At 62.6% G+C, this 17,322-nt stretch carries 14 protein-coding genes and 1 pseudogene; 6 read left to right on the top strand and 9 right to left on the bottom strand.

What is annotated here, in order from left to right; genetic code table 11:
- Positions 1-58: 58 nt before the first annotated feature.
- Positions 59-289: a hypothetical protein gene (locus tag MJ643_RS01710; RefSeq protein WP_003257675.1), complete on the top strand. Its 231-nt coding sequence runs from the start codon at positions 59-61 to the stop codon at positions 287-289.
- A 472-nt stretch (positions 290-761) separates the two neighbouring features.
- Here the strand turns inward: MJ643_RS01710 and MJ643_RS01715 are convergent, their stop codons facing one another.
- On the bottom strand, positions 762-1,376 hold the full coding sequence (locus MJ643_RS01715; RefSeq protein ID WP_038409376.1) for a hypothetical protein: 615 nt from the start codon (positions 1,374-1,376) through the stop codon (positions 762-764).
- A gap of 912 nt (positions 1,377-2,288) precedes the next feature.
- On the opposite strand from MJ643_RS01715, the gene MJ643_RS01720 reads away from it, so the two are divergent.
- Positions 2,289-3,077, top strand: coding sequence for a formate/nitrite transporter family protein (locus MJ643_RS01720; RefSeq protein ID WP_013972199.1), 789 nt, complete (start codon positions 2,289-2,291; stop codon positions 3,075-3,077).
- A 171-nt stretch (positions 3,078-3,248) separates the two neighbouring features.
- Here MJ643_RS01720 and MJ643_RS01725 read toward each other — a convergent pair whose 3' ends face one another.
- From MJ643_RS01725 to MJ643_RS01760, 8 genes and pseudogenes are all read right to left on the bottom strand, one after another.
- Positions 3,249-3,926, bottom strand: coding sequence for a GntR family transcriptional regulator (locus tag MJ643_RS01725; RefSeq protein WP_013972198.1), 678 nt, complete (start codon positions 3,924-3,926; stop codon positions 3,249-3,251).
- Positions 3,927-4,044: 118 nt separating this feature from the next.
- Positions 4,045-5,085 carry an ABC transporter permease gene (locus MJ643_RS01730; protein ID WP_013972197.1) on the bottom strand — a complete coding sequence of 347 codons (1,041 nt, stop codon included), beginning with the start codon at positions 5,083-5,085 and terminating at the stop codon, positions 4,045-4,047.
- Entirely contained in the window at positions 5,078-6,589 is a 1,512-nt protein-coding gene (locus MJ643_RS01735) for a sugar ABC transporter ATP-binding protein (protein WP_013972196.1), read from the bottom strand. Before MJ643_RS01735 ends, MJ643_RS01730 begins: the two co-directional genes overlap by 8 nt.
- Positions 6,590-6,642: 53 nt before the next feature.
- Positions 6,643-7,884, bottom strand: a complete 1,242-nt coding sequence (locus MJ643_RS01740; RefSeq protein WP_038410395.1) for a sugar ABC transporter substrate-binding protein — start codon at positions 7,882-7,884, stop codon at positions 6,643-6,645.
- 32 nt (positions 7,885-7,916) lie between these two features.
- A complete protein-coding gene (locus MJ643_RS01745; RefSeq protein ID WP_128637201.1) occupies positions 7,917-9,425 on the bottom strand; it encodes an aldehyde dehydrogenase in 1,509 nt (502 codons plus the stop codon).
- A 68-nt stretch (positions 9,426-9,493) separates the two neighbouring features.
- Positions 9,494-10,768 (bottom strand): annotated as a pseudogene (locus tag MJ643_RS01750) (carbohydrate porin).
- A gap of 121 nt (positions 10,769-10,889) precedes the next feature.
- Complete coding sequence (locus tag MJ643_RS01755; RefSeq protein WP_013972192.1) at positions 10,890-12,062, bottom strand: iron-containing alcohol dehydrogenase; 1,173 nt, start codon at positions 12,060-12,062, stop codon at positions 10,890-10,892.
- Between the two features lie 4 nt (positions 12,063-12,066).
- Positions 12,067-13,263, bottom strand: coding sequence for a glycerol dehydrogenase (locus MJ643_RS01760; protein WP_038409371.1), 1,197 nt, complete (start codon positions 13,261-13,263; stop codon positions 12,067-12,069).
- A gap of 306 nt (positions 13,264-13,569) precedes the next feature.
- Between MJ643_RS01760 and MJ643_RS01765 the strand changes: the two genes are divergently transcribed.
- The 4 genes from MJ643_RS01765 to MJ643_RS01780 all read left to right on the top strand — a co-directional run bounded on the left by MJ643_RS01765 (position 13,570) and on the right by MJ643_RS01780 (position 17,320).
- The gene (locus MJ643_RS01765) at positions 13,570-14,373 is read left to right on the top strand and encodes a shikimate dehydrogenase (protein ID WP_013972191.1); all 804 of its coding nucleotides are present in this window, start codon (positions 13,570-13,572) and stop codon (positions 14,371-14,373) included.
- 84 nt (positions 14,374-14,457) lie between these two features.
- Positions 14,458-15,150: an SDR family oxidoreductase gene (locus MJ643_RS01770; RefSeq protein ID WP_013972190.1), complete on the top strand. Its 693-nt coding sequence runs from the start codon at positions 14,458-14,460 to the stop codon at positions 15,148-15,150.
- Positions 15,151-15,292: 142 nt separating this feature from the next.
- Positions 15,293-16,384 (top strand): glycerol dehydrogenase, encoded by a 1,092-nt coding sequence (locus MJ643_RS01775; RefSeq protein ID WP_013972189.1) that lies wholly within the window; start codon positions 15,293-15,295, stop codon positions 16,382-16,384.
- Between the two features lie 48 nt (positions 16,385-16,432).
- Positions 16,433-17,320 (top strand): transketolase, encoded by an 888-nt coding sequence (locus MJ643_RS01780; RefSeq protein WP_003257657.1) that lies wholly within the window; start codon positions 16,433-16,435, stop codon positions 17,318-17,320.
- The last annotated feature ends 2 nt before the right edge of the window (positions 17,321-17,322 follow it).

Raw genomic sequence — 17,322 nt, forward strand, 5'->3', positions numbered from 1 at the left:
TTGGCGATAGCGTTTCCATCGTTTCGTGCGCAGCCATCGACGCCCTGGGGCTTGCACCATGAACTGCGGCCCATTCTGGGTGATCGTTTTCTTCGTGCTCATCAACAACGGCTGCTCGCTGCTGGGCTTCGGTGAAGGCTCGGTGGGAGGTGTGGCGCGGAGTATCGAGTCGCGAACGGAAATCACCATCGCCACCACGCTGCAACGAGCGCAAAAAACCAATGCAGGCGGCCTGCCGCCTGACGATGGGCAGCTGCTACCGGCGATATTTCTATTGGTTCGCGCCTGACCCGTCAGCGGATGGGGCTGGTTCGCAATCTTGGTAGAAGTGAAAGTCCTGAAATTTCTCGACTGCCTGTTCCGGCCCTTTCGCGGGCACGCCCGCTCCCACAGAACTGCACATAACTCATTGAATTAACCGGGACTCTGTGGGAGCGGCTTTAGCCGCGAACACCGGCGCAGCCGGTGCCATGTACCGCGTTGGATTCTTCGCGGCTAAAGCCGCTCCCACAGGGTACGCGCACTGTTTGCGGATTCAGTTCCCTACGCGACAGCGCAGCCCAAAGGACTGGGCGATCTCCCACAGAACTGCGCGGGACCTTGTGGGAGCGGGCGCGCCCGCGAAGAGGCCAGATCAGGCGACACATCACTTCAGGCCTTTACCAACCGCCAGCCGAACCGCCCAGAGGCTGCGCATGAAACGAGCTCGCCGCGAACCAGGTTTCCCGGTTCGCGGCGTAATTGAAGCGTTACTCAGGCAATCAGGTAGGAATACCAGCCAGTCGCCAGACAGGCGCCGGAACCGGTTCGGCCTGGCTGCGTTTGCGTGCCCACTGGGTCAGGGCAGCCATCATGGCAAAGCCCAGCAAGATCAGTACCGGATAAGCCAGCAGCAACTCGGTCAGCGAGTATTTCCAGGCCAGTGGCCGGCCAACGCCCAGCATCGCCGCATACAACCAGGACACACCCGACAGTGCGCCGGAGAACAGTGCGAACATCCGCACGCCAAAATTAAGGTCGAGCAAGTTGCCCGCTTTGAGCAGGGCAGGCAATACATAACGATGCAACAGCATGCCATTGAAGGTCAGCAACATGACAATAATGACCTTCGCTTGAAGTTTCGGATTGGCAAAATAGTTCATACCTTTATCAAGGTAGTCAATTCCAATCACTGCGGCGCCCGTGAGCCACAAGAATATCAGGGCATTGGCCACGGACTTCTGCAAGCTCGTCATATGCTTACTGTCATGCCCGGCTTCTTTATGACCTTTCAACAAGTTCCTGACCATCTCGGCGTCACTGGCGAATACCAGGCCGATGGCAATGCAACAGGCCAATAAATGAACGTAAATCACCGACAACCGCACCAGCTCCATGGATTCTTTCTGCCCGAACAGGCTAATAATTGTATTAATCTCCACGACGTTTTCTCCACGTAATGCGTTAGCGCTAGATGACCTTGCAATAGGCGTGCGAACGATTTAATCGCAGTGGCAAAGCCAAATTCGAATCGTTAAATGAAAAAGCAGATAATTATTCAATACACACGGTGGCTCACCCGAAGAGCCTCGGTTGGGCATGGCGTTGCTCCACTATTCAGGAAAAAAAGCCCCATGAGCATCCCTGCGATGCTAATGAGGTTGAACGTCCATAAGTTCTGGGGGAAAGGCGCGAGTTGCAATCACATTGAAGGCACCTGCTGGCAAATAGGAGTCAGCGTCACCCAAATCGTTCATTTCTCGAGCAAAATGACCGACAGGCGGTACACTAAATCAAGTTAGTTAGTTTGCTAAGTTGTTGTAATTTGACCGAGCGGAAAGTTTTATCGACAACTGGATCCAAACTTCGCAAATGACTTTGAATGCTCTATTCCGCTGTTTCGCAGATCTCGTTTTCCAGGTGACCGTGCCTAAAGTGCCATCAGTCAGGCCCGGCAAGCTACATTCCGATCATAACGGGCGGTCGGCAACCCGTCTGTCATCTTCAGCCTGCCAGCGGGCTCAATTTGCCCTGGGTGAACCCCCAAGTGATGTTCCAGGCCTGGTTTGCCGGGAAGCAGATCCATGCGCGCAGACCTGCAAGCCTCATCGACGCGGTCTATCAGATCATCCATTCCATCGATTTGACCGCGTCAAATTGACTCATGTAGCTTGCCGCCCTCTTCGCCGCTGGCTCAAAGGTGCGCGTTACACCTTTGCACCAGTTGCGTAGCCTACCCCCGTACTGATCAAGCCCCACCACGGCGTGCGCGCCAGTCGCGTCGCCGTCACCGTGTTCGAGTTTCCGAAATGTCCGTCAATAGCCCCACCCGTATCACCGAGCTCGTCATCGAGAGCGGCGTCAAGAAAGCCCACCTATCCACCCATGCGACACTGGTCCTGGGGTTCCTCGCAGGTGCATTCATTTCGCTAGGGTTTCTCCTGGCTATCCACGTCAGCACCATGATCCCGGTACAGTGGGCCTCGTTCGGCACGCTGCTGGGCGCCGCGGTATTTCCCATCGGCCTGATCCTGGTGATCCTGGCCGGTGGCGAACTGCTCACCGGCAACATGATGAGCTTGCCGTTGGCGATGTTCGCCCGGCGTATCGGCCCAGGCGCCGTGGCGCGCAACTGGCTGCTGGTGACCGTCGCCAATCTGTTCGGTGCACTGTTCGTTGCCGGGTGCTTCGGTCACCTGCTGGGCCTGACCGAGGGGGCCTACCTGAACAAGGTGTTGGCGGCTGCGACCAGCAAGACCAACGCCGACTTCCTCCACGCCTTCGTGTCCGGAATCGGCTGCAACTGGCTGGTGTGCCTGGCAGTGTGGCTGTCGTATGCCAGCCGTGAAATGAGCGGCAAGATTCTCGGCATCTGGTTCCCGATCATGGCGTTCGTCGCCATCGGTTTCCAGCATGTGGTAGCCAACATGTTCCTGATTCCGGCAGCGATCTTTGCCGGCTACCTGAGCTGGGGGCAGTTGGTGGAGAACCTGATGGCCGTGTTCCTGGGGAATGCGGTGGGTGGGGCGATCTTCGTGGGGTTGGCGTACTACGTGTCCTACGGTGTGCCTTCGCAGGAAGCGTGCGAGGTGCAGTGAGGCATTGCGGTCAGGCACGCTTGTGCAGGTGATGTGCCCTGCACAAGCCTGCTTGACCGTTCGTCACTATCCTTGGGCCACGCTGGGCGACACGATGTTCGGCCGGATGCTGACGGCGGTCATGTCATCGCCGACTCACTGGGGACCGGACGGCGATCAAGGCATCCGCCATCAACCTTGGGCCAGCGACTTGCGCTCCAACCACTCCACCATCAACTCCCCCCATGCAATATCCGCTTGCAGGGCCGCCTTGGCCTTTGCCGAATCGCGCTTGCGCAAGGCTTCGAGTACTTCGAAGTGCTTGTGCTTGGCGCTGGCCAGTTCCGCTTTGGGCACTTCGGCATGGAAGGTGCTGAGCAGCGGCCCCATCATCACCCACATGTTCTCCAGGGTCTTGAAGATCACCGGCATGCGTGCGGCGGCAATCAGACCGAAGTGGAACTCGCGGTTGAGCAGCGAAGCCTGTTTGTAGTCGGTGCTGACAGCCGCCTGGAAGGCCGTTTGCACCTCTTCCAGATGCTTCAGCTCGGCGGCGGAAATTCGCTCGGCCGCCATGCCCGCCGCCTCGCCCTCCAGCAGATGGCGGATCAGCTGGATTTCCCGTAGTTGGCTGACGGTCAGCTCCGGCACATAGATGGAGGTAGCGGCCTTCATGTCCAGTGCATGATCACTGACAAGGCGGAAGATCGCCTCACGCACCGGCGTGATCGACACACCAAACTCCTCGGCCAAGGCACTGATGCGCAGGCGGTCACCCGGTTGATACTGGCCGTCCATCAATGCCGTGCGGATGATGCTGTAGACCCGCTCGCTCAGGTTGCCTTTATCCAGTGGCTTGTGAACTGTCACGCTTGTTCTCTCTTGTCTGATGAATAGCACAGGGCCAACCGCCGGAGGAAACACTGGGCGACATGGCGAAGACGCATGATACATCATCGCCCATGCCGTGCCATCTCGTGCGAACGGTTCAGATCCGCGTGTCGCGTCGACCCACCCCTTGCAGCAGCACCGCCACCACGATGATCGCGCCCTTGATGATCTGTTGCGGGTACGCCGGGACGCTGAGCAGGTTCATGATGTTGCCGATCAAACCAAGCACCAGCACCCCGACCACGGTGTAGAACAAACTACCCTTGCCGCCGGACAACAGCGCACCACCTATCACGCAGGCGGCAATGGCATCCAGTTCCAGGGCCATGCCGGCACTGGGCGTGGCGACCCCGGAACGCGAGGCGATGACCACCCCGGCAAGGGCGCTGAGCCCGCCGCAAATCGCATAGGCCGCCAGCTTGTAGCGCTCCACTGCAATCCCCGCCAGGCGCACGGCAGTCTCGTTGCTGCCGCTGGCGATGATCAACCGGCCAAAAGCGTTGTAGCGCAGGATCAGGGCGAACATGCCAATCACCAGCACCGCCAGCCACACCGGCCAAGGCACCCCGAACACTCCATCGGCCTGACGACCGAAGTCTCGCAACAGGCTGGCAGCCGATTGGCTGTCGGCCAGCCGCTGTGGCTGGCCGTTGGAGAGGATAAACGCCAGCCCTCGGGCAATGGTCATCATCGCCAGGGTGGAAATGAACGGGGCCATGCGAAAGTAGGCCACGAAGCTGCCGGTGACCAGGCCCATCAACACCCCTGCCCCCACCGCGATGGCCACCGCCAGCAACAACCCGAGGCTGTCCTCCAGCGGCAGCAGATTCAGGCTCATCGCCACGACCACCCCGCCCACCGCTGCCACCGAGGCAACCGACAAGTCGATACCCGCGGTGAGGATGACGATCAGCATGCCAATGCTGACCAGTATCAGCGGCGTCAGTTGCCGCAGCAGGTTACCCAGGTTCTGCCAGGTGAAAAAGTCCGCCGACAGGCTGCTGGCCACGGCCACCAGCACCAGCAGCATCACCAGTGCGTTGTGTTGCAGAAAAAGCCGGCGCACAACGCGCCCCAGCGGCTGCCTGGACTCGCCCGACAGCGAGGGGGCGGCCAGTTTGCTCAAGTTGTTATCCATGGTGTTCGACTCCCATCGCCAGACAAATCATTGCGTGTTCTTCGATTGCATCACCGCCAAGCTCGCCGGCGATGGCACCATCGCGCATCACCAGCACCCGGTCGCACATGCCGATCAGCTCGGTCATTTCCGAGGACACCAGGATGATCGCCACCCCGGCCTCGGCCAGTTCGTTGATGACCCGGTAGATCTCGGTCTTGGCGCCGATATCTACACCACGGGTCGGCTCGTCGAGGATCAGCACCCGGCAGCCGGCGTCGATCCACTTCATCAGCGCCACCTTCTGCTGATTACCCCCGGACAGATCGCCCACCGCCTGCTCGATCGAGCCGGTCTTCAGACGCAACTGCTGACGTAGCGCCTCGACCCCGGCGCGCTCGCGGGCACCATCGATCCAGCCAAAGCGACTGGTGTAGGGCGAGCCGGGCCGTAAAGCTGCGTTGACGCGGATCGACATCTCCAGCAGCACGCCTTGCTGCTTGCGGTCTTCGGGCAGCAGCCCGATGCCATTGCCGATCGCTTCGCGCGGGCTGCGGTTGCGCAGTTGGCGGCCATCCAGGTGAACAGTGCCGGCGCTGCTGCGCTCGGCGCCGAACAGCGCGCGCATGGTTTCGGTGCGCCCCGAGCCGACCAGTCCGCTGAAGCCCAGCACCTCACCGGCGTGTACCTGAAAACTCACATTGCGTACCAGTGGCCCGGCGCTCAGCCCCTCGACCCGCAGGCGGGCCTCGCCGATGCTTGCCTGGCGTGGCGGGAACAGGTCGCTCAGCTCACGGCCGATCATCATCTGCACCAGCCCGCGCTCGTCGATGGCTGACAGCGGCAGGGTGCCGACGGTACGGCCATCCTTGAGCACCGTGGCGCGGTCACAGATGCGGAAGATCTCGTCCATGCGATGCGAGACATAGATGATGCACACGCCCTTGCGCCGCAATTCCGCCAGGATGCGAAACAACTGCTCGGTCTCGTGGGTGGTGAGCACCGCGGTCGGTTCGTCGAACACCAGCACCGAGGCGTTGCGCGACAGGGCCTTGGCGATTTCCACCGCCTGTTGATGGGCCACCGGCAACTCGCCCACTGCACGGCGTTCGTCGATGTTGGCAAACCCCAGCTCATCGAGTATGCACCGCGCCTTGTCACGCAGCATCGGCCACTGCACCCGCCACCTGTTCGCGCCCAGGTCGTCGATGCAGATGTTTTCCGCCACCGACAGGTGCGGCGCCAGGGCAAACTCCTGGTAGATCACCGATACGCCAAGGCGAAGCGCATCGGCCGGCTTGCCGATACTCGCCGGCTGCTCGTGCAACAGCACCTCGCCAGCATCGCGCACGTAGGCGCCGGCGAGGATCTTCATCAAGGTCGATTTGCCCGCGCCATTCTCACCCATCAGCGCATGCACTTCACCCACGTTGGCGCTGAAGCTCGCACCACTGAGCGCACTGATGCCGCCGAACGCCTTGTGAATGTCGCGCAACTCGACGGCGGTCTTGTGTATTGCATTCATCGGTCTTACCTCTGCAAGCGGCGCGTTGCCAGGCAGGCGCCGCAACCTTCGGGTCAGCGCATGGCTGCCTTGAGCTGGTCGATTGAGCGGAATGCGGGTAGCCGCTCGACCGTGGCCGGGCCCTGTTCGAGCTGGATGAAGTGGTCGACGTTGCCAGGGGTTATCAGCTCCACCGGGAAGTACGACGCCAACGGCAGGTTGTTGGCCTGCAGCCGGCCGTCAAGTATCTGGTGGATCAGCTCGATGGCCGCCACCCCGGTCTGCGAACCACTGTTACTGGCGCTAACCAGCAGCTTGCCCTGCTTGATCAGATCCAGCGCAACCTTGAAGCTGCCAGCTGCCGCAGCGACCCGTACCTGCCCGGCCTTGCCGGCATTGTCCACAGCGTTGATGGCGCCGATGGCGATGAAGTCGTTCTCCGCCAGGATCAGGTTCAGGCGCTCGCCATGGGCACTGAGGATGTCCTCGGTGGCGGCCAGGCCACCCTCCTCGGTCCATTCGCCACGGCCCCAGGCCAGCACGTTGAAGCCCCCTTCAGGCCAGCTGAAACTGCCCTTGGCTTTGACCTGCTGGAACAGCTCGAACCCCTTAAGCAGCGCATCCTCCTTCGACAGGCCGAGCTGGCGCTGCTCGGCACGGGCCTGGACGATCCCCGAGATCATGCCGTTGAGGCGGCTCTCGGAGGTCGAGTTGCCCATTACACCGATGACCATGGCAGCGTTGATTTCGCTGCCCGGGTCAGTGTGCTCGACCACATAGCGCCCGGCCTCGACACCGCTGCCGTAGGGGTTTCCGGTGCTGGTGGTGATCACCGGCGCTCGCGCGTCGGGTGCAGTGCCGACGGTGATTACCGGGATCCCGGCCGCCACAGCTCGCTCGACATCGGCAACGGAACCGAGGATGTCGGTGGGGTCGATGACGATCACATCCACCCCCAGGGTGATGAAGTTGTCGACCTGGGCGCTCTGGCGGGCCACATCGCCGTCGGCCACCTGCACCTGCATGTCATAGCCGTAACGCTCGGCCAGGCTGCGCGCGTCGTCGATCATCGAGACGAACCAGGGGTTACCCAGGGTGATGTCGGTCCAGCCAATGCGTAACCGTTCCCCCTTCTGCTTCAAGGGCAAGCCCTTGTCGATGTCGGTACGATCGGCCATTTGCGGGTCCACCAGGCCGGACAACGCCGTGTTGGGTATCAGCTGGTACAGTGGGTGGCGCGCCTCGGCGGCGGTCGGCCCGGCGAGCAGCGTGGCAAGGCCGAAGGTGGCCAGGGTACGGGCAACTGTGCTTTTCATATTGTTGTTCTCCAGGGTTGCCAGGCAAAAGGTCACAACTCGATCCAGGTGGACTTGAGCTCCGAATACTTGTCCAGGGCATGCAACGAGCGGTCGCGACCGTTGCCGGACTGCTTGAAGCCACCGAACGGCATGCTGATGTCGCCCCCATCGAAGCAGTTGACCCACACGCTGCCGGCACGCAGGCCCCGGGCCATTTGGTGGGCCCGCGAGAGGTCGCGGGTCCACAGGCTGGCGGCCAGGCCATACGGGGTATCGTTGGCGATGCGCAGAGCATCGAGGTGGTCACGGGCGGTGATGACCGAAAGTACCGGGCCGAAGATCTCCTCTCGGGCGATGGTCATGTCGTTGCTGACGTTGTCGAAAATGGTCGGCGGGATGTAAAAGCCCTCGGCGCCCAGGCCGTGCTTGACCCGTTCACCACCGAGGATCAGCTGTGCGCCCTCCTGCACGCCTTTGTCGATATAACCCAATACCCGTTGCAACTGGCTGGCATCGACGATAGCGCCAAGCTGGGTGGTTGGGTCCAGTGGATCTCCGACGGCGATGGTGCGTGCCACCTTGAGCACCTCGGCAACGAACTCGGCGCGGATGCCAGCTTCGACAATCAGCCGCGAGGGCGCCACGCAGACTTCGCCCTGGTTGAAGAACATCGAGCGCGCCGCAGTGGTCGCGGCCTTCTCCAGGTCACGGCAGTCATCGAGAATGATGTTCGGGGTCTTCCCGCCGCACTCCAGCCACACCCGCTTCATGTTCGACTGCCCCGCGTACTGCAGGAACAGCTTGCCGACCTCGCCGGAGCCGGTGAACACCAGGGTATCAACGTCCATGTGCAGGCCCAGCGCCTTGCCCGCGGTGGGGCCAAAGCCCGGCAACACGTTGAACACACCGGCCGGGATACCGGCTTCGGCGGCCAACTGGGCAATGCGCAGGGCAGTCAGCGGTGATTGCTCGGCGGGCTTGAGGACCACCGAGTTGCCCATGGCCAGGGCGGGTGCGACCTTCCACATGGCCATCAGCATCGGGAAGTTCCAGGGGGTGACCGCCGCCACCACGCCGATCGCTTCGCGGGTCACCAAGCCCACGGCCGAGGGCCCCGACGGCGCGACTTCGTCATACAGCTTGTCGCAGCTTTCGGCGTACCACTGCAGGCAATCGAGCACCGCGTGCACATCGAACCCGGCGCTCTCGCTGATGGGCTTACCCATGTCGAGGGTTTCCAGTAACGCCAACTCTTCCATGTGCTGCTCGAACAAGGCAGCGAAGCGCAGCATGACGCGCTTGCGCTCCTTCGGTGTGCGCTGCGACCACACACCACTGTCGAAGGCACGCCGCGCGGCCTTCACGGCCATCTCCACATCCTCGGCCTGGCACGAGGCAACCTGGTTGAGCACGCGCCCGTCGCGCGGCGAAATGTTGGCGAAGGTCTCGCCACTCAAGGCATCGACAAAGCGGCCGTCGATGAAGGCCTGGCCGAGCAGCTGGAGTTCGCTGGCACGCTGCTGCACGGTGGTAAGGTCAATGAAACTGGCAAGGCTCATGGGATTCTCCATTGGATACATGATGCATCATAAAAACAGCGAGACGTCGGCCTGACGCCGGCACTGCACTAGAAGCTGATTTCGGTCTTCAGGCCCCAGACCACCACACTGCGGTCATGCTCGAAGCCGCCGGGGTTGCGTACGTACTGCAGGTTGGGGCGCAGGGTCAGTGCCGGTGTCAGCTGCAACCCGTAATAGAGTTCGACCGGGTACTCGACATCGGCCCGCCGGGGCACGCCGCTGGCCTGCTGCACACGCCGCGCCGAACGCGGGTTGACCTCCAGGCGGCCCAACGCCAGCCCGATCTCGTCCTGCGGGCGCTGGGCCAGGGGCCCACGGATGAACGCGCCCAGGTGCCAGAGCCGCTCGACACTGGAAACGTCCCGGTCGGACTGGATGAAGTTGGTGAAAAGCGTCAGGCCACGCGCAGCATTGTCCGGGTTGCGGTAGACCTGCTGTTCGGCCATGGCGTAGTAGCCGCTTGCCTGGTCGTGTTGCGCGGGTGCCGCGCCGGTCAAGCCGATGGGTTGCCCATCGATGTCCTGGTACAGGTCATCAAAGTCGCCAGTATTGCGCCATACGCCAACCCGGTAGCTGCCAGGCAGGCCACCAAGCACCGGCTTCCAGGCCAGTTCGCCAACCGCCAGGTAACCGGTGGTGCCCGAGGGGCTGCCGAAGTTCAACCCTTGGCTGTTCTCGGTAAAGTGCGGGTTGACCTGGTACACGGAGGTGTTCAGCCACCAGTCATCGGCCAACTGCGCCGCCAGGCTCGCGCCCCATTGGCTGACCGGCCAGGTGAACCAGTTGGGGGTGATGTAGCCAGGCACCGTTCCACAGAAGGTCAGGTTCTGGAACGTGCAGGAAAACGGAAATACATCGCCACTCATGGGCAGCCGGCCGATCTTGAACAGCAAACGCTCATCGAGCAGTGCCTGCTGGTAATAGAACTGCACCAGCCGGGTAACACTGCCATAGCCTTAGATTTCCTGGGCGGCCAGCAGGGTGCCGGTGTCGGCTTCGCGGGTCAGGCTTTCACCGTTGCGGTTGGTGAAAGTGATGCGAAACGCGGCCCCCTGCCAACCCAACAGGCGCTGCAGGTCGAAGCGGGCATCGGCCATCAGCTGGTCGCTGTAGGTGCCCTTGTGCTGCGCCCCTCCCTGGGTGTTGTAGGCCAGTTCATTGACATAGGTGAACTGCAGGTCTACCCCCTTCTCATGCAGACGGGTGCGCTGCCCCTGCCAGTCACCGAACAGGAAATTGCCGGGTGAGTAGTTGTCGGCCTGGGCCTGCTGCAAGGCGCATACGCCCAGCAACCCGACCCCGATCAAGGTGGATCTTGTCATTGCGATCTGTTCCCGAAACTGTTTTCTTGTGGTTTTTGTTCAGCTTTGCGAGCGTGCAACGAGGGCGCCTGGCGTCACTGACCTGGCCGCGCGCAAGGCGGCCAGGGCTGGGTGACGCCAACTACAGGCATTGGCGGACGATTTCGGCCACCTCCTGCTGGTCACGAATGGGTTTGGGGTGGCAGGCCAGGTCCTGGTTGAAGCTGGTCCACACCACCTGAGCGAACTCATCGACCTGCTCGGGCTTGAGGCCATAGCTGCCGAACGTGTCCCGTACGCCCAGGCGGGTGAAGTGGGCGCTGACGATGTCAGGCAGGCGCGCGGCGCGCTCGCTTAGCGGCAAGGTATGAGTGCCCGGGTCGAGGATCTCGGCCACCCGGGCAAACTTGTCCTCGGCCACCGGTAGGGTCCAGCGGATCACCTGCGGCGTACTGGCTGCCACCGTGCCGCCATGGGGCGCATCGGTCATGGCGCCCAATGGCTGGCCCAGCGCATGGGATACGGTGACCCCGGCGCCGGCAATGGCCATGCCGCCGAGGGTCGACGCAAAGGCCATGCGCGCCCTCGCCTCCAGGTCGTCCCCATGCTCCACGCAGCGCAGGGCATTGGCGGCAAAGAGGCGGATCGACTCCAGCGCGACCATTTCCACCCAGGGTGTGGCATGGATGCTGATGAATGCTTCCAGTGCGTGGCAGAAAGTATCCACGGCAGTCAGCGCCGTCAGCCGTGGCGGCTTGGAAACCAGGATTTGCGGGTCGATCAACGCCACATCCGGGTAGATGTGCGGGTTGACAATGGCACACTTGAGGCCCAGCTCAGGATTGTTGATCACCGCGAATGGTGTCGCCTCGGTCCCGGTCCCAGAGGTGGTCGGCACCACCAGCAGCGGCAGACCACGGGACTGCGGCCTCGTCACCGGCTCACCGAGACGCTCGGTGTAGTCCCAACAGCGGCCGCCATGTACAGCGACGAACGCCACGGCCTTGGCCGAGTCGATGGCGCTGCCGCCGCCGATCGCCACCACAGCCTGGCAGCCGCTGTCACGCACCAGCGCCACTGCGCGGTCAATGGTGGTATGGCGCGGGTTGGGCACGATGTCGTAGAACTCGAGGACAGTGATGCCACGCTCGGCGAAACTGCCGAGCACCTGGGCGACCAGCTCGCTGCCTTCAAGGAACGGGTCGACCATCAACAGCACCTTGTTGCCGAACGGCGCGACCTTTTCACCCATGCGGCGGATTGCACCGGCCTCGAAGTCCAGTTTGACCGGCAGGCTTGCCTGAAATGCTTTCATCTACTTACCTCTGTTCGTGGCGAATGACTGATGGCAAACGCGGGCTGGCCGAACTTGCCAGAACCGATCCGCCTTTCTTGTAGAACTCCCCCAGGTCGCTGGCGGCAAGCAGCGCTGCGCGCATCTCCCACTCAGTGACGTCGAAGGGCTCGACGCGGCTGGTCTGCTGCGGCGAGGCCGCCACCTGCACCACCCGTTGCAGCTCCTGCTCGCTGAGGTCCGCCAGGCCCAGGTCGGCGAAACACACCGGCAGGCCAACCGCCAGGCACAGTCGCAGCAGGCCATCCAGTTCACCGGCCGGCGCACCCTCGAGCACCAGCATCACCAGGGTGCCAAAGGCAACGTATTCGCCGTGGTAGGCCGTGGCCCGTGGACCCAGCTCACTGAAGCCGCAATACACGGCATGAGCGGTGGCCACCCCGTTGCTCTCGAAACCGATGCCGCTCATCAGTGCGTTGGCCTCGATCACCCGGTTCAGCGCCTTGGTCACCTGCTGCTGCGCACAGGCCCGCACGGCTTGCACCGCATTGGCTTGCAAAACCTGGTGGCACAGTTGGGCGATGGCCATCGATGTGAGGGTCGGCTTGCCGCCGCCCGCGCTCGATTGCAGGCCACCGCCGGCCAGGCCAAGGAAGTTGTCGTGGTCGCCCTGCACGCAGGTGCGTGCCTCGTAGTAGGTCGCCAGAGCATCGCCGATGCCAGCCACCAACAGGCGCACCGGCGCTTGGGCGATGATCCAGGTGTCCACCACCACCACGTCCGGGCTGCGCTCGTGGAACAGTACATCGTCGAAGGCACCGTCCGGGTGGTAGAGCACCGACAAGGCGCTGGTGGGGGCATCGTTGGAGACCACCGTGGGCACGATACACAGCGGCAGCCGGCCCTGCTGGGCAACCGCCTTGGCAGCGTCGAGCACCTTGCCACCACCCACCCCGACCACCCCGTCACAGCCCAGTCGCTCGCGCAACGCACACAGCCGCTGCACCTCGGCTCGGGTGACTTCGCCTTCGAATACGGCGTAACGCAGGGCATGTTCAGGTTTGTCGAAGCTGATGGCCAGGGTCTGCTGCAGGCTATCCAGACGGCCCTGGCTGGTGATGATCAGGAAGCGCTGGCCAAACCAGGCGATATGCCGGTAAAGGCGTTCAAGTTCCTTGTAGCCCTGAATGTAGCGACCGGGCGCGGCGAATATCTGGGTCATTCGCACCTCCCGTCACACAGGGCCGGCAATGCATGAAGCATTCCGTGCATGAGGTCATCCTCGCCTTTCGTAGAAGGCCTTGTTGTTTTTGATATCAGGACGTTCAGCGGCCGCAGCCGACTGGAGGCATGATATATCATGTTTTATTTTTAAATCGCAAGATCAAGTCTTTTGACTTTCATGCAAAAGACTTTTGCGGCCAGGATGGGGATTGACTAATGATATATGATGCATTTATGAATCTAATAACGAACGCGGCGCTGGCCCGCGCTCTGCCTTTTCACGCCAGCTTTCAAGGAAACAGCCATGCCTGTCACCGGCACTACCCGGGTGGTGGTACATCTCACCTACCCAGCCAAGCACCTGCGAACACCGTCCTTGTTCAACCCGCTTCTTGAACGCCTGGGGCATGACGGGGTGCTGGTCCCCTGGGAGGTTTCGCCCGACAACCTGGCCTCGGCCTGGGCTGGCCTGCGTGGTATCGAAAACCTCGCCGGGGTGATCGTGACCGTGCCGCACAAGATCGAAGTGGCCCACCTGTGCGACGAGCTGCTGGGCATCGCCGAAGTGCTCAAGGTGTGCAACGTCGCGCGTCGTCTGCCCGATGGCCGCTTCGTCGGGCGCATGTTCGATGGCGAAGGCTTCGTACGTGGCCTGAAGAACCAGGGCCATGACCTGGGCGGCCGGCGTGTGCTGCTGCTCGGCGCCGGTGGTGCCGCCACCGGTATCGCCCATGCCCTGCTCAGTGAGCCGATCACCCGGCTGGTGGTCGCCAACCGTTCGCTGGCCAAGGCTGAAGCACTCGCCGCGCAGTTGCGCACGCTGATGCCTGGTCGAGATATCGCTGCGGGTGCGGCCGATGCACGCGGCTTCGATGTGGTGATCAACGCCACCGCACTGGGCCTGAAGGCGGACGATCCGCTGCCGCTGGCGGCCGATACCCTGCAGCCAGGCACGCTGGTGGGCGAGGTGGTGATGAATCCTGATGTCACCCCGTTGCTCGAAGCGGCCCAGGCCCGTGGCTGCCCCATCCACAAGGGCGTGCACATGCTCACCGGGCAGCTCGAGCTGCTGGCCGATTACCTGTTTGGCGCAGCGCCCGGTCGCTGACGCGCCCTGTGCCTTTGTCGGCCTGTTCGCGGGGCGCCTGGGTCAGGCCCCACCCATGTACACATCCCGAAAGGAGCTACACCCATGAGCAAGATTGCAATCATCACCGGCGGCGGCTCGGGCATCGGCCTGGCAACCGCGCAGCGCCTGCTTGCCGATGGCTATCAGGTGCACACCCTGGGCCTGGGCGAACCTGAAGCACGGGTCGAAGGCATCCACTATCAGGTGCTGGACGTGACCAGCGATGCCGAGGTCAATGGCTTCTTCAGCCGCTTCGAGCGCGTCGATGCCCTGGTCAATGCCGCCGGCGTGATCGACCACAACCGGGAATGGCAAATCGACGGTTTCAACCGCGTGCTCGACGTCAACCTGACCGCCGTCCTGCGCATCAGCAATGCCGCCTTGCCGGGCCTGAAAGTGGCGCGCGGCGCGGTGATCAACTTCGCTTCGATGTGGGGCATCTTCGGCTCGGCCAAGACCCCCGCCTACGCCTCGAGCAAGGCCGCGATCAGCGAGCTGACCCGTTGCCAGGCGGTGGCCTGGGCCGCCGACGGTGTGCGCGCCAATGCCGTGGCCCCGGGCTGGATCCTCACCCAGCTGTCGCGCCGAGCCTATGAAGACCCCACCCGCTCGGCCGGCATTCTGTCACGCATCCCGATGAACGCCTGGGGCCAACCCGAGGACGTGGCCAATGCCATCGCCTTCCTGGCGTCTGACAGCGCCCGCTATATCACCGGCACCACGCTGGCCGTCGATGGCGGCTACTCCATCGCCTGATATCCCATTCGACAGACAGATGGCTACCACTGCCCCCGAACAAGCTTGACGGCCATCACGCATGATATATGATGCATCACAAATGACGCAGATCCCCTGAGGTCTCGCATAACAACAACAAACAGTCATAAAGAGGTGCCGTATGAATCTGGTATTCGGCTCACCCGGGCGCTATGTGCAAGGCCCCGATGTTCTTGACGAGGCAGGCCAGTACCTGGCCCATTGCGGCCGCCGAGCCGTGGTGGTCATCGACAGCTTCGTGATCGGCTTGGTCAAGGAGCGCCTCGACGCCACCTGCGCTCGCGCCGATGTGCAACTGCACTACATCACCTTCGATGGCGAAATCACCGCCAAGGGCATCGCCGGCCTGCGCCAATCGGCCGCGCGCTTCGACTTCGACGTGGTCCTGGCGGTCGGTGGCGGCAAATCGATCGATGCCGGCAAGGCGTTGGCCCACACCTGCGGTGCGGCGCTGGTGAGCATGCCCACGGTTGCCTCCAACGATGCGCCTACTTCGAAAAATTTCGTGGTATACGACGAGCATCACCAACTCAGCGAAGTAGGCCACCTGCTCAGCAGCCCACGCTATGTCCTGGTCGACACCCGCCTGATAGCCCAGGCCCCGCGCCCCTTCCTTCTGGCCGGCATCGCCGACGCACTGACCAAGAAGTTCGAAGCCGAGCAATGCCTCAAAGCCGGCGGCGTGAACATGTTTGGCGCTCGCCCGTCGATTGCCGGGGTCACCTTGGCCCGCGAATGCTATACCGTGCTGCGCGCCCATGCCGAAGAGGGCCTGGCGCTGGCCGGCAGCGGCCAGGTCAACGAAGCGTTCGAACGTCTGATCGAAGCCGTGCTGCTGATGAGCGGCCTGGGCTTCGAGAGTGGCGGCCTGTCCATCGCCCACGCGATGACCCGTGGCCTGTCGAAGATCCCCGGTGCCCGCGACCAGGTGCATGGCTGGCAGGTTGCCTATGGTCTGTTGGTGCAACTGGTACTTGAAGACCGCGAAGCGGCGTTCATGGCCGAATTGCTGGCCTTCTACCGACGCATCGGGCTGCCCTGCAACCTGGCCGAACTGGGTGTGACGGGCGTCGACGACGCCATCTTGCTCAAGGTCGCCGAACCCACCCTGCAAGCCCCCCACGCACGCAACTTCGTGCGTGGCAACGGCCAACCCCTACACAGCGGTGAACTGATCGAAGCCATGCGCGCACTCGAATCCCTGACCCGCTGATTTCCCCCGGCAACACCCACCCTGCTATGCCTGCATTTGGAGGTAGAGATGGCTACACCCCGTAAAACCCTTGAGGCCTGGAAAGCCAGCGATTTCGTGCCCAGCGCCGAGACCGTCGCCCACCTGCGCGAACGGGCGAAATTCGTCCGCCTGGAAACCATTCGCCTGATCGAGATCGCCAAGACCGGCCACTACACCTCGGTGTTCTCCGCTGCCGAACTGTTCTCGGCGCTGTACTACGACGTGATGAACCTGCGCCCCGAGGAGCCGGGCTGGGCCGGGCGCGACCGCTTCCTGATGGGCAAGGGCCACGCGGCCGTTGGCCAGTTCCCGATACTTGCCGACCTCGGCATGTTCCCCAAAGCGTGGCTGGATGACTACACGCGACTGGGTAGCCCTCTGGGTGATCACCCTGATATGCGCAAGGTACCCGGCATCGACTTCTCTTCCGGCTCCATTGGCCACGCCCTTTCCGGGGGCCTGGGCATGTGCCTGGCCCAGCGTTTCACTGGCGAAAGCTACGACGTGTTCGTCATGCTCGGTGACGGCGAAATGCAGGAAGGCCAGGTCTGGGAAGCTGCCATGGGTGCCGCCCACCACAAGGCCAACCGGTTGATCGCGATCGTCGACCGCAACGGCTTCCAGCTCGACGGTAGCGTCGACGACGTGATCGGCGTCGAGCCGCTGGACGAAAAATGGCGCGCCTTCGGCTGGGAAGTGCACGTCATCGATGGCCACGACATCCGCGCGGTTGCCACCACCCTGCGCAAGGTCAAGGCCGACGAAAACCGCGACAAGCCGGTGTGCATCATCGCCAAGACCGTCAAGGGCAAAGGTGTTTCCTATATGGAAACCGAGCCGGGCTGGCACCTGGGCTACCTGGACCCTGAAGACGCCAAACGCGCGATCGCTGAAATCGAAGCCAAGGAGATCTGAAA

The sequence above is a fragment of the Pseudomonas sp. PNPG3 genome (genome assembly GCF_023093815.1).
In the GTDB taxonomy this organism is placed as follows: domain Bacteria; phylum Pseudomonadota; class Gammaproteobacteria; order Pseudomonadales; family Pseudomonadaceae; genus Aquipseudomonas; species Aquipseudomonas asiatica.